We start from the raw sequence: 12,727 nt of genomic DNA, 5'->3' as shown, positions 1-12,727 counted from the left end.
CTATGTGAAAGGAAGAGTCCTTCATGATCGATTTGAATCCATCCACGAACAGCCCTGCTCCAAGTGAGCTTGGTCCAAGCATCGGCAAGGCTCCCGGATCAGGGACCCGGTTTGACCGTAAGGCGCGTTTAAGATGGTCTAATAAACTGTTTCGCATGATCTGTATTGGCAGTACATTGTTCGTTTGTCTGGTTCTGTTATGCATTTTGGTCCTGATGCTTCGCACAGGCGTTCTAACCTTTGCGGATGTTTCACTCCGCGAATTCTTTTTCTCCACCAACTGGGACCCCGAAAATGAGCATTACGGCGCGCTGATCTTTATTCTGGGAACACTGGCACTCACGGGACTTACCATGCTGTTTGCTGTTCCAATCTCGGTCATCATTGCGGTATTTCTAGCCGAAATGACTCCCAAGTGGCTCCGTCAAATGCTGCGTCCAGTTCTGGATTTGTTGGTGGGCATTCCTTCTGTAGTTTACGGTTTTCTGGGACTGACCATTCTCATCCCCTGGCTCCGGGATCTCAGTGGACATGATCTGGCGGATGGTTTACTCGCGGCATCCATTGTATTGACGATCATGGTGCTTCCTACCATTAGCCGGATCAGTGATGATGCGATATCTGCTGTACCGAACAAGTATCGGGACGCAGCGTATGCACTTGGCGCCAACCGGTTTCAAACCGTGATACGTGTTGTTTTGCCTGCTGCAAGAAGCGGGATTATGTATGCCGTTATTCTTGGGATGACACGTGCCATTGGAGAGACGATGGCGGTGGTGATGGTTATCGGCAATACGGCGCAGCTCGCCAATAGTCTGTTCACGCCAACAGCCGTACTGACAAGTAATATCGTCATGCAAATCTCTAGCGTCGAATTTGATTCCACCTGGAATCACGGGCTGTACATGATGGGCTTTATCCTGCTCGCCATTTCTATTCTGATGATCGTCGCGGTTAGAATGCTTCAGAAGAGAGGGGGCCATAACACATGAGTGTGAAGAAACAGGCAGAAGGTATCCCTTCCTATTCCTTTGGCAAACGAAGAGGTTCATCCACACTGTTGGACCGGATTTTTACGGGCATAGTGTGGGGCGTTGGCATTGTCGTCATTTTGTTTATAGTTGGACTGTTATTTCTTCTTCTGGAAAAAGGCTTGCCCTTGCTGAGCTGGGACTTTCTATATGGTGTTCCAAGTGAGATTGAGGAAGGAGGAGGGATTGGGCCGGCATTGTTCAACTCGTTCTATGTGCTAATTCTCTCTCTTCTGATCTCCATCCCGATCGGTATGGCAGCCGGGATTTACCTGGCGGAGTTTGCACCAAACAACAAGGTCATGGAGATCGTGCGGATTTGCGTGGAGGGGCTGTCGTCTGTTCCATCCATTATCTTTGGATTGTTCGGCATTGCGCTGTTTGTAGAGTATTTTGAGATAGGTCTTACGATTCTGGGCGCCGCTGTCAGTCTGGCTTTTCTCAACCTGCCAGTGCTCACCAGGGTGACAGAGGAATCCATTCGTACAGTTCCGGTTGAGCTCCGCAATGCTTCCTTTGCCCTCGGCTCCACCCATCTGCAGACGATCCGTCATGTATTGCTGCCGGTAGCCCTGAACGGAATCATGACGGGCATTTGTCTGACGGCAGGTCGTGCGTTCGGGGAAAGTGCAGTCATTATCCTAACTGCGGGGGTATCAACTTCAGGCGAAATGTGGGACTTCAATCTGTTCTCGCCCGGTGGGACTCTTGCCGTGCATCTGTGGTACATCCAATCGGAAGCGATTGTGCCGGATGCCGAAGAGATTGCACAAAAGGCAACGGCTGTACTGATTTTTGTTGCCTTACTCATTAATATTTTGTTCCGTGTACCGCTGTGGCTGAATGCACGCAAAAATCAAGTCTGATGTGTGTCAGGCAGATGGTGACCGGACTCTTCTATATAAGTTGAACTATGCATTTGTCAAAATGGAGAGCAACATATTTTAATTCAACACCGGGAGGAACCACTGTGCAGCCAATTATTGAGATTAACAAGTTGAATTTATATTACGGTCAATTTCAAGCGCTTAAGGATGTCTCCATTGAAATTCCGGAGCGGGCCATTACCGCTTTTATCGGACCGTCCGGCTGTGGCAAATCCACGCTGCTGCGGACCCTCAACCGTATGAATGATCGGATACCCGGAACACGCATCGAAGGTAAAGTGGCTGTAGGTGGGACGGACATATACAGCGGCGAGGTGCATGTGGAGACCATTCGCAAGAAGATCGGCATGGTCTTTCAGCAGCCGAATCCCTTTCCAAAATCCATCTACGATAACGTGGCATTTGGCCCGCGGCAACATGGCATTCATGGCAAAAAGAAGCTGGATGAAATCGTGGAACAGAGCCTTCGATCTGCTGTCCTGTGGGATGAAGTAAAGGATAATCTGAAGCGTTCCGCGTTGAGTCTGTCCGGAGGACAACAGCAGCGCCTCTGTATTGCACGTGCACTGGCTGTTGAGCCTGATATTCTGCTGATGGATGAGGCTACGGCATCGCTTGATCCCGTCTCGACCTTCAAGATCGAGGAGCTGGCTCATGAGTTGAAGGAACGTTATACCATCGTGATGGTGACTCATAACATGCAGCAAGCCGCTCGCGTATCCCAGCAGACGGTGTTCTTCCTGAATGGGGAGGTCGTGGAATATTCCGCTACCCAAGACATGTTTGCCGAGCCCGTCGATTCGCGCACGCAGGACTATATCAGTGGTCGATTTGGTTGATCGTGGATTCTTAAGTGGTGGAAGTCTTTCAGATATGATCTGAAAGACTTTTTTCTGTTTTTGATTATTTCAACAGACCACGTTGCTCCAGTAATTGTGTCGTAACGGTCCACAACTTGTTTTGCATTCCAGCATCTCCGCCCGGATACACAGGAGTAATGGATGCACCGCTTCCAACATTGAAATATTCTCCCGAAACCTCACCAAATGCCGGTTCCATTGCCAGGCGAGTCATAATCTCTGCGCCCCGCCGTGGGTCGCCGATATGCAAAAACGTTAAAATGCGCTCAAGCATACTGGCAAACCACAACTCTCGCCCAAGACCCGTAACATTAAAACCTGGATTCAAAGCATTCACTCGGATTCCGGTTCCGTCCCATTGACGAGCAAGTTCACCTGTAAACATAATATTGAGCAGTTTGGTTTTGCCATAGATTGAGGAGGAGCCGCGTGCAGTAAAGGGGGTGGTATCCTTTAAATCATCGGGCAGCACCAGTTTGCCGTGATTTCGCGAGGCTTCAGATGCAACATTGACGACTCGGGCGTGGCTTGCCTGAATCAGGGAAGGTTGCAATGTGTGTGTTAGCAGCCAAGGGGCCAAGTAGTTCACGGCGATCATCTCGGCAAACCCTTCAGAAGTGACTCTTTGTTCAAAAGCATGAAGACCCGCATTATTCAAAAGCACATTGATACGCGGATAAGTGTCTGCGATTTCCAGCCCTATACGTTTTACATCGCTCAGTATGGACAAATCTCCGAAGAAAAAGTTGATCTTGGCGGTTGGCGCAACTTCACAGATTTTGTTTCTGGTGGTCTCTGCCCGTTCTTCGCTTCGGGCTGTTAGTACAAGATGTGCACCACGTTTGGCAAGTTCAATGGCAGCAAGCTGACCTAAGCCACTTGTTGCTCCGGTGATGACAATAATGGGTTGTATTGTTTTCATAATGAGGTCTCCTTTTGACACAAATAGGATTGAATTATATAATGGACATAAATCAACTATAAATATTAATTGATATTTGTCAACTATATATTCAACATTCTGTTTTGATGTATCGAGGAGAGGGGAACCACAATAATGAGTGAAAATCCAGTTAAAACAAATGCCAGAGAAACCCTGGAACTGGCACTTGGTGAGCAGATCCATGCGCTAATTAGTGCTTCGCATGCGCTTAATGTCCGATCTGCCGAGCGTTTTGATGCGACTATGCAGCCTGCGGCTTTTCATCTGGTGCGGTGGTTGTATTCTTATGGTCCTACAAGCGCAGCAGCTTTGGCAGAAGCGACGGCCATGGACCGCAGTTCGGTAAGCCGTTTGATTAAACAACTTGAGCAAGCGGGGTATGTGAGCAAGGAGCCGGACCCCGAAGATCGGCGCGGCGTTTTGCTGTCTTTGACGGAGCTTGGTCAACAATCGACGGTGAGTGCGCTCAAAGAGAAGGAGTCCGCCTTTTATGACCGTATATCCAGATGGGATGATAAGGAGCTGGAGAGTTTCACCACCATGCTTCGGCAGTTTAACGGGTTGGATGGTTAGTGTGAGGTATCATCATAGTTTCCAAGGAAGCTTTGGAAGCTTATATCGGAAAAAGGTAGTGTTTTCTTTCCTTACATAAATCCAAGGTGGTGAGATAGGGGTCCCTTTTGCTTTATATAAGACCGCCCCTTCATCGCTTGTCGAATATCCCTCGACACTTTGGATGTCGTCAAAATTAACCTTTCCCTGGTAAGATAACGTTTGTCCTTTAAGGACAACATGGGGTGCACCTGAGGTGACTCTTCTCATCGTGTTGAGAACTCCAACCTTTCCTGAGAACAACATCACCAATTCACTCATGAAAAGTATGATAATCAAAATGATTATGCTCTTAATCCATCGCTTTTTTTCCATTTTGTGGCCTCCACTACTTAGGGAATTCCCTTATAGTTCATGTCTTTTAATGACATGATCTCGTTGGATATGTTATTGAGTTTCGCTGAATAAGGTTTAATCGCATGAAGGAATTCATTAAGAATTTTCTTGCGATCTTGATCAAAGGCGGCTGATGTTATGTAATTCTCTTTTAATACATTATCGTTCTTTACGACTTGTTTAGAATAACTAACTGAATTACCATAGTCGATTAAATGCGTAGACCCCGTGAATTTGCCACTAGTTAATATGCCTTTGGAGAATTCGGATGGTTTAATCCCAATATAAATTTCTGAAGAAGCGTGTTTCTTTTTATAATTGATAATCGTGTCAAAAAAGTACGGGTCCCCGGTCAGCTTTCCATTGAAATAATTATTATCGAAGTTGATCGTCGTCTCGTGATCCGTATAACCTAATGAGACAATATCTGAAGAGTGGATTGCGTAATATCCCTGAAACGTCTTGCCTTGATTGAATGTTCCATCATTAATTGTGTTTATGTAACTCCCAGGTATAGCGTGAACTTCACCATCAGCAGTGAGATACTGTACTTCTAACCATTGCGTAATTTCCTTTCCTTTTCCATGATATGTGTCATTAATCCACGATCCGTTGTAGGTTTTTAAAGTGAATTCACCTGTTCCTTGACCCATGTTATCTTCATCATAATCTTCAAAGGGTACACCCGCACCTTCGACTAATTTATATGTATACTTGCCTATTCCTTGCCGCTTTCCATTCACCCAATCCCCTGAATACACTTCAGATTTCCCCCAGAGTGCGGTTCCTTTTCCATGAGGTTTCCCGTCTAGAACTTCGCCATAGTACGTTGCTCCATCTGACAGTTTAAAGGTTACTTTCTTCGATGCTGCCTCTGTTGGAGTAGAGCTTAACGATGTAAAATTAGCGCTATAATACTTAACCTCAAACTTTGATAAAATCTTCTCAAAAGTGTGCAACTCCTTCTATGTATTATGACCGATGTCTAGTGAACCAGAGTCATCTTCAACATTATCGGTTTATTGGGAGAATTTTTCTAGTTTAAGTATAAAGTAGAGATTGACCATATTTCACAACCTGTTAACTATCTCTTCACAGAAGTAACTATGTAAAAGCCAAATCAAAATCAAAATCCAGTCCAAACCCAGACTACCTACGGATTCAGGGCGCATTGATCCTGTGCATTCGTGGGTTCTTTTTTCTGGATCAGGCGATTGCTCATCCTCAGATATTTACAAAGTCCTTCATGTTCACATCTTCATCACGCCTGTTACTATCGAGGGGAAAGAACATAGTCTCATTGAGAGTCGCTATTTTAGCGACTTTTTGTTTAATCGGTACAAGTTCGTGTCCCGAGTCAAGGACAAGAACTTGTACCGATTGCTGATTTGATAAATATCTAAATAAAATAATGAGGAAAATGTAGTTAATAAGAAAATAAATAGAAACAATGAACCTGAATAGCAATTAGCCGCAAATAGGTGGACATCAATATAAGACATTAAATGTAATAGCCTGTTTCATTCCGGATTGAACAGACGATTCTGTTATAGAGTCCATTCATATGTCGGTAGCCACATTCAAGCTGGTTTAAACTCCATATCCTTTGATGCGATTCTGTAAAATTACCCACGTCTATGAAACAATCTCCGATCAATGAAAAATCCGATAAGTAGAGATAACATGCCAAGTATAATCGGCACAGCAAATGCCTCGATTGAGAAAGGGTTTCCCTCCAGCTTCAAATGGTCGGTAGCGCGATATTCGAGTCGCTTGGCAGCAAATTTTGCTGTTAATACATCTTCTTGCTTGGACAAATCCTCAAATGCGGGGTCCATTGCGAACCTCCCTTGCGCATCCTTGTGTAAGAAAAGCAGATTTGCACGATTGTCTGTTTTTTCCCATTGGTGGATATCTTCGGCAGCTACAGACTCGGCCTGGGCTCCGACGATAATCATCTTTGATAATGCGGGGACCTCTTCCATCTGATAACGTGCAACCAAATTCAGGCCGTGCTTGGTTACAATCGGTTTATTTTCACGAGACACAGTTAATGTAGTCGTCGTTCCAGAAGCGGCATAGGTATCGAAGGCAGCGGATAAATCTAATTCATCTGCACCTGGATATAGCAGTACTCCTGCTTTCTCCTTCTTCCATTGATAAGCTTGATTTAAAATATACGTGATATCACTCAACCCTGCTGTGAATGGTTCCATTTTTGGCTGTGTTACATAATGATAAGAGGGATAATTGATTTCACTTGCCACTTTCTTCGCAGCTGCCTCGCCCAACTGCTGGGAAATCACATGAAGGGTCGCGTCAATTCCGGATGTAAGGCCGGCAGAGGAGACGATATTGCCTTGGGCAACATAACGCTGATCTTTCACCCACTGAATCTCCGGATAATTTTTGATTAGACGATTGATATCTCCCCAGTGAGTCGCAGCCATTTTTCCGTTCAGCAAGCCGGTATCCGCCAGATTTTCCGCGCCATTACATATAGAAAGAAGAATGGTTTTATCACTCGAATGCTTGCGGATCCATTCACGGACGGGTGCATATTTTTCTTCATCTAAAATAGGCATAAACGGTATGACGATAATATCTGGACTTTTGCCAAGCATCAGGTCCATATCATCAAACGAATAATGCGGGACAACATCCAGTCCTCCGGTTAAAGACTTAATCTTGTAATCAGGTGCTACGCTGAACACGTTGTAAGCTCCCGTGAGGGCAAACATCTCGTACGGGACAAGAAAATCAAAAACTTCTGTTACTTCGTTAGCCAGCAAAACAGCTACGGTTGGTTTGTCACCATCATATGTAGGTACCTTTACATGATCCAATGTAGGAGTATTCTGGTTATAGAGTGACATTCCAGCATTCATGGTATGGGTGAAACCAAAGGCGCCTGCCCCTCCCACAATGATGATAAAAACGAGGACATACATCAAGATTCGTAATACAACTTTCACTAACCTGTTCCCCTTCCCAAAATTTAAAATTGTTACCTCAAAAAATATACCAATTCAGCATCAACTACACATCTGACTGCGGTCGGGTTGGGGGACTCGGCTACCGTAGGAGGGGAGTACTGGACTTTGGTCTATTCTCTTTTATAATCAAGACCCGATAGGGCTACATTCATATTCCGCTGTGCTAAAGGTTTTTCAATTTGATGACTTCGGTCTTTTTCTATGTGGATGAATGATTTGAGCGGGGAATTGAAAATGAAGGAGCAGTATCGCCGGCGGCGACTGCTCCATTTTTTTATTACGCTAATAGGCTTTTGATGATGTTGTAATGCTCATGCCTACCAAATTGGCCAAAAGAGCCAGTCCAGAGAACAACTTGCCATCGATTGCCGTCGTTTGCCCTCCAAAGCCTTATCGTCGAGCAGATGGTTCCTCATAGCTTTGCAAGCCGGCATCGCGCAAAGTTCTTCCGACATAGCCCAACTCCCGACGTGCAGCGGCATCGTTGACGGTGAACTCACGTCCAATCATGCGTATCATCGAGCGTGAGATCGGTGGATCGCCGTCTTTCCGCGTGACGCCCCAGATCGTGTCGAACAGCCGGCCAACGGCAGAGGAGAGCCAGTAGGGTATCGAACGCAGTTTATCGATGGACAGGCCCTGCAAGTTCGCAAGCGAGGCGACGAACTCACGGAAAGTCTGCCCATCCTGGTCTTTGATAAAGAAGGCATGGCCGCCTTCTCCGCGTTCAAGAGCGCATTGTATGGCTTCAACTACATTGTCCACATGGCAGGTTGAAAAAGGGTAATCGCCGCGGTCGATGAACGCGAACTGTCCAGATTTGACTGCTTCGGGAAGCGCTCGGCTAAACGGATCACCTGGCCCCCAGATAGCCGGTGGGCGAAGCGCGATCGTGCGAAAGCCGGGTTTGTTGGCTGCCAGAACCAATGAATCGGCCCGTGCCTTGCTCGCCAGGTAGGCGGAGAAGTGGTTCGGGAAAGTCGGCGCGCTTTCATCGGCGTCGCGGATGAGCGTACCGCCGTTATCCATGTGGATCCCCGCCGCGCTAATGTAGACGAATGTCTTTGCACGGGCGGACTCCGCTGCCTTCAGCAAGGCTGCGGTGCCATCGACGTTGGTTCGGAAGAAGGGTTCGCGTGGCCCTGAAAAGCGGAAAAGGGCGGCCGCATGCACAACTGCATCGATCGTCGGTAACACGATTGGCGTGCTGCTTTCGAGATCGGCATCAACCGGCGTCGCACCCATGGCCTTGAGTTTGGCGTGAGATGATACAGAGCGAGTGAGGGCGAAAATCTGGTGACCATCCTCCACGAGCTTAGGGATCAGTCGGCCGCCGAGCAGGCCGGTGCCTCCCGTGACGAGAATTTTCAAGGTGCTCATCCTTTCGGTTCGGAATTCAGGATAGTCCGTCATGGCGCCGCCGCGGATTTGCTCAAGAACCGCAGAGTTGTGTGTGGTCCACCTTGCGTAGCCGATCTGTGACGTGAAAGCAGGGATGCAGCATTCTCAGACGCCCACTAGCGTCAACAGACTCGCCTCCCGTCAAAACCAGACTAATGCCGAACAATCGATCATCGTAAGTGGAGTTCATCCTCCATGGGATTTTCCTTCTCTCCATCCTTTGATTATTTATCTAGCGATCTTAGCGAAGTGCTCCAGCGTACGAACCAATTGGGCTGTATAAGACATTTCGTTATCGTACCAAGCTGCGGCTTTCACCAATTGCTGGTCACCGACTGTCAGTACTTTCGTCTGCGTGGCGTCGAAGAGCGAACCGAATGTGATGCCTTTGATATCGGAAGATACAATTTCGTCTTCCGTGTAGCCGAAAGTTTCTGGATCGGAAGCTTCTTTCATAGCAGCGTTAACTTGCTCAACCGTTACCTTGGTATTCAAAACGGCAACGAGTTCAGTCACGGAACCTGTTGGTACAGGTACACGTTGAGATGCCCCATCCAGTTTGCCCTTCAGTTCCGGAAGAACCAGACCAATGGCTTTGGCGGCACCGGTGGAGTAGGGAACGATGTTCTCCGCTGAGGCGCGTGCAGCTCGGAAATTGCCTTTTGGATCCGGAGCGTCAAGCGTGTTTTGGTTACCCGTGTAAGCGTGAACGGTCGTCATCAGCCCGGATTGGATACCAAACTTGTCGTGCAAAGCTTTAGCCATAGGGGCCAGGCAGTTGGTTGTGCAGGAAGCGCCGGAAATGACGGTTTCCGTTCCGTCCAGTGTGTCATGGTTCACGTTGTATACGATCGTTTTCATGTCACCTGTAGCAGGGGCGGAAATGACAACTTTCTTCGCTCCGCCTTTCAGGTGAAGCTCGGCCTTTTCTTTCGTGGTGAAGAAGCCTGTACATTCGAGAACAATATCAACGCCAAGCTCTCCCCAAGGAAGCTCTTCAGGATTCCGCTTAGCCAAAACCTTAACCTCTTTTCCGTTTACTTTGAAGGTTCCGTCATGGACTTCAATGTCACCGTGAAAAGTGCCTTGCGTCGTATCATATTTGAGCAGATGAGCTAACATTTTAGCGTTCGTAAGGTCGTTAATCGCTACAACCTCGACGCCTTCCACATCTTGAATTCGGCGAAAAGCGAGTCGTCCAATTCGTCCAAAACCGTTTATACCTACTTTTATTGTCATTGAAAAATCCCCCTATAAGTTTTATTTATTACAATAAGAAAATGCCAGTGATGACATAAAAATGGGCAGCGTTATTTCATTCTAGAATGGCCTGTTGTATAATGTTAAAAGAGACCGATCGGTATCTTTATATTAACATGATATTATTGAATTGCAAGACGAATTGAGTTATTCATTTAAAACAAATGAAATAAAAAAAGGTTCATACGGAGGAGCTTATGAAAAAAGGGGACAGAACACGGGAACATATCATTATGAAATCGGCTGAAATTTTTAACCAGAGAGGATATGCCGGTACATCGCTAAACGATATTATTGCCGACACAGGAATTAAGAAGGGGGGTATCTATCGACATTTTGCCAGTAAAGACGAGATAGCACTTGAAGCCTACAATTATGCTGCCAGTATGGTCGCCAGAAAATTTTCTGAAGCGGTCGATCAAGAGCAGTCTGCGTCAGGAAAGTTGGTTGCTTTTTTTCGTGTCTATGAGAATGTCGTCGACGATCCACCATTTATTGGCGGATGTCCCATGCAGAATACAGCTGTAGAAAGTGATGATACTCATTTGGAGCTTTGTGGGCAGGCAAGGCAAGGGCTGCATAACTTCTTGGATATGATGAAAAGTATTATTCGTGACGGCATTCAAGCTGGGGAGTTTAAGGAGGATCTGGATGTGGATGCGCTGGCATCATTTGCATTTTCCTTGTTGGAGGGGGGGATATTACTCAGCAAGTTGGATGGAGATAACAAGCACATGCTAATGAATAAAAAAATCTTCTCGTCCTATTTGCAGCAGTGCTGCTTAAAGACCTGTTAATCTGGTGTGCTGGCACATCGAAATGGGGCTGAGCATCATCGATGAACAACTCAAGTTCAGAATTTTGACTTTCGATGGATCTTTACTTGAACGTTTAGAGGAGAAGACGTGACCACGATTGCAAGGCTAAACGTCGAATATATAATAAATTTTAAATATCAGTTTATGTAATATTTCAACTGCATTTCTCGCAAATTTGGGGAAATGCCAACTTACTATGTGAAAAAATTCTCTTTTTATTCACGAATCTATGAATCAACTAGGGGGATTTACGTTTGAAGGAGGACAATTCACAGCCGTTGACCCCGTTCAAGCAATGCTGAGTACGGCAACATTCTCCAAGTTCATGTATTAAGTTCGGCCTATTTAATTGGAGCTGCTCTGCTGGCAGGGTTTTGGTAGGGAACTTTATTAGGGGACTTAAGCTGCAAGCAGTTTCGCTGTTGTAATAATTACTGTACAAAAAAAGACGCTACAAAAGTCGATTGATAAATATGTAAAAAATTGAGTATGTATAATACGCCAGAACGGAAGCCAGCCATATAACCAGCGCTTCAAGTAGTTTTAGATGAGCATCAAAATAGAAAACGATGTGATCAGTTGTCGAGGACAAGAACATATTTCCATTAAAGTCGCTATAATAGCGGCTTTTTTGGAACCAAGATCTTGTCCCAAGCTAAGGACATGAACTTGGTTCCTTTGCCGAAAAGGCCAAGAACACGGTGTCATTTCGAATTAGATTATTCACGTTCAGCGTAACACTCAACTCTTATGGGAAGATGTCTACTTGTTTAGCAATAAAGTCCAACGGAATCGGATATGGACGCTTCACTTATGAAATGGCCTGCAATATATTAACGATCTTCCTTTCAATATCGGAGTCGTCTATCATCTTCAGATATTCAGGTTTTAGCAATTGATACTGCTTCATATAGTAGAAATCTATAATCGCTTGTTTCAAGGTGATATCATACTGAATCGAAAATGACGGCTCGATAAAGCGTCGCAGAACAGCGTCATCTTGAACCATAAACAACACGGCATTCAATCTGTTGAAAATCTGTTGCTCCATACCGGATTCAAAAAAAGTTTGTAAACTTTTATTCCGATTTTGTAGGGCAACGGACAGATTCTCAAAATGGTGCGGATAAAATTCTTTCAGATCTTGCAAGAACAAATCAGAGATATACGCGGCACACATCAAAGATTGTAAAAATGTTAATTGAAAACGATCCAAAAAAGAGATGGAATCGTCTTTGACAACGGTGTCAGCCTTCTTCGAATAATCGATGTAATAATCCACGACTTGTTCGATGATGTCGTCTTTGGAGGAAAAATGCTTATAAAGTGTCACTTTGCTGATATCCATATATTTTGCGAGATCGTCGACTTTTAGTTGGCTGAATTTTGTTTTTCTTATAACGGGTTTTATTTTTTCCACATATGTATCTACACTCACAGCTTTTCTCACGGTTAAGTACCTCCCTTTGATGCCTATAAAACATATTATAACAAATTCGCTACCCTATATGTATGAAATTAATTAAATGAACTAATTTAATAAATTTAGTTTACTTATTAAATTTATTGCTATATAATCGCTT

12 protein-coding genes are annotated in these 12,727 nt (G+C 45.3%); 5 read left to right on the top strand and 7 right to left on the bottom strand.

Going from position 1 to position 12,727, the window contains the following annotated elements:
- The first annotated feature begins 23 nt into the window (after window positions 1–23).
- The 3 genes from pstC to pstB all read left to right on the top strand — a co-directional run bounded on the left by pstC (window position 24) and on the right by pstB (window position 2,757).
- Window positions 24–992: a phosphate ABC transporter permease subunit PstC gene (pstC, locus tag MHB49_RS26470; protein WP_247898944.1), complete on the top strand. Its 969-nt coding sequence runs from the start codon at window positions 24–26 to the stop codon at window positions 990–992.
- The gene (gene pstA, locus MHB49_RS26465; protein WP_405153611.1) at window positions 989–1,897 is read left to right on the top strand and encodes a phosphate ABC transporter permease PstA; all 909 of its coding nucleotides are present in this window, start codon (window positions 989–991) and stop codon (window positions 1,895–1,897) included. Before pstC ends, pstA begins: the two co-directional genes overlap by 4 nt.
- A 104-nt stretch (window positions 1,898–2,001) precedes the next feature.
- Window positions 2,002–2,757 carry a phosphate ABC transporter ATP-binding protein PstB gene (pstB, locus tag MHB49_RS26460; protein ID WP_181586589.1) on the top strand — a complete coding sequence of 252 codons (756 nt, stop codon included), beginning with the start codon at window positions 2,002–2,004 and terminating at the stop codon, window positions 2,755–2,757.
- Window positions 2,758–2,821: 64 nt separating this feature from the next.
- On the opposite strand, the gene MHB49_RS26455 is transcribed toward pstB, so the two are convergent.
- Complete coding sequence (locus MHB49_RS26455) at window positions 2,822–3,700, bottom strand: SDR family NAD(P)-dependent oxidoreductase (protein WP_405153610.1); 879 nt, start codon at window positions 3,698–3,700, stop codon at window positions 2,822–2,824.
- Between the two features lie 135 nt (window positions 3,701–3,835).
- Between MHB49_RS26455 and MHB49_RS26450 the strand changes: the two genes are divergently transcribed.
- Complete coding sequence (locus MHB49_RS26450; RefSeq protein ID WP_247898940.1) at window positions 3,836–4,294, top strand: MarR family winged helix-turn-helix transcriptional regulator; 459 nt, start codon at window positions 3,836–3,838, stop codon at window positions 4,292–4,294.
- Window positions 4,295–4,306: 12 nt separating this feature from the next.
- Here MHB49_RS26450 and MHB49_RS26445 read toward each other — a convergent pair whose 3' ends face one another.
- The 5 genes from MHB49_RS26445 to gap form a co-directional block, all read right to left on the bottom strand.
- Window positions 4,307–4,648, bottom strand: coding sequence for a hypothetical protein (locus MHB49_RS26445; protein WP_405153609.1), 342 nt, complete (start codon window positions 4,646–4,648; stop codon window positions 4,307–4,309).
- Window positions 4,649–4,665: 17 nt separating this feature from the next.
- Window positions 4,666–5,628, bottom strand: coding sequence for a hypothetical protein (locus tag MHB49_RS26440; RefSeq protein ID WP_405153608.1), 963 nt, complete (start codon window positions 5,626–5,628; stop codon window positions 4,666–4,668).
- Window positions 5,629–6,294: 666 nt separating this feature from the next.
- Complete coding sequence (locus MHB49_RS26435; protein WP_405153607.1) at window positions 6,295–7,644, bottom strand: DJ-1/PfpI family protein; 1,350 nt, start codon at window positions 7,642–7,644, stop codon at window positions 6,295–6,297.
- A gap of 411 nt (window positions 7,645–8,055) precedes the next feature.
- A complete protein-coding gene (locus tag MHB49_RS26430; RefSeq protein ID WP_405153606.1) occupies window positions 8,056–9,045 on the bottom strand; it encodes an NAD-dependent epimerase/dehydratase family protein in 990 nt (329 codons plus the stop codon).
- A 249-nt stretch (window positions 9,046–9,294) separates the two neighbouring features.
- Window positions 9,295–10,305, bottom strand: a complete 1,011-nt coding sequence (gene gap, locus MHB49_RS26425; protein ID WP_405153605.1) for a type I glyceraldehyde-3-phosphate dehydrogenase — start codon at window positions 10,303–10,305, stop codon at window positions 9,295–9,297.
- 218 nt (window positions 10,306–10,523) lie between these two features.
- On the opposite strand from gap, the gene MHB49_RS26420 reads away from it, so the two are divergent.
- On the top strand, window positions 10,524–11,123 hold the full coding sequence (locus MHB49_RS26420; RefSeq protein WP_405153604.1) for a TetR/AcrR family transcriptional regulator: 600 nt from the start codon (window positions 10,524–10,526) through the stop codon (window positions 11,121–11,123).
- Window positions 11,124–11,955: 832 nt separating this feature from the next.
- Here the strand turns inward: MHB49_RS26420 and MHB49_RS26415 are convergent.
- A complete protein-coding gene (locus tag MHB49_RS26415; RefSeq protein ID WP_405153603.1) occupies window positions 11,956–12,594 on the bottom strand; it encodes a TetR/AcrR family transcriptional regulator in 639 nt (212 codons plus the stop codon).
- Window positions 12,595–12,727: the final 133 nt, after the last annotated feature.

Source organism: Paenibacillus sp. FSL K6-0108, from assembly GCF_045040695.1.
Taxonomy (GTDB): Bacteria; Bacillota; Bacilli; order Paenibacillales; family Paenibacillaceae; genus Paenibacillus; species Paenibacillus pabuli_B.
The sequence above is the reverse complement of the archived record's forward strand: the minus strand, read 5'-3'. Positions and strand labels throughout refer to the sequence as shown.

What these genes read in the sequence shown, in the direction of transcription:
- pstC (WP_247898944.1), top strand. Translation starts at nt 24, where the DNA reads ATGATCGATTTGAATCCATCCACGAACAGCCCTGCTCCAAGTGAGCTT.
- pstA (WP_405153611.1), top strand. Translation starts at nt 989, where the DNA reads ATGAGTGTGAAGAAACAGGCAGAAGGTATCCCTTCCTATTCCTTTGGC.
- MHB49_RS26455 (WP_405153610.1), bottom strand. Translation starts at nt 3,700, where the DNA reads ATGAAAACAATACAACCCATTATTGTCATCACCGGAGCAACAAGTGGC.
- MHB49_RS26450 (WP_247898940.1), top strand. Translation starts at nt 3,836, where the DNA reads ATGAGTGAAAATCCAGTTAAAACAAATGCCAGAGAAACCCTGGAACTG.
- MHB49_RS26445 (WP_405153609.1), bottom strand. Translation starts at nt 4,648, where the DNA reads ATGGAAAAAAAGCGATGGATTAAGAGCATAATCATTTTGATTATCATA.
- MHB49_RS26430 (WP_405153606.1), bottom strand. Translation starts at nt 9,045, where the DNA reads ATGAGCACCTTGAAAATTCTCGTCACGGGAGGCACCGGCCTGCTCGGC.
- gap (WP_405153605.1), bottom strand. Translation starts at nt 10,305, where the DNA reads ATGACAATAAAAGTAGGTATAAACGGTTTTGGACGAATTGGACGACTC.
- MHB49_RS26420 (WP_405153604.1), top strand. Translation starts at nt 10,524, where the DNA reads ATGAAAAAAGGGGACAGAACACGGGAACATATCATTATGAAATCGGCT.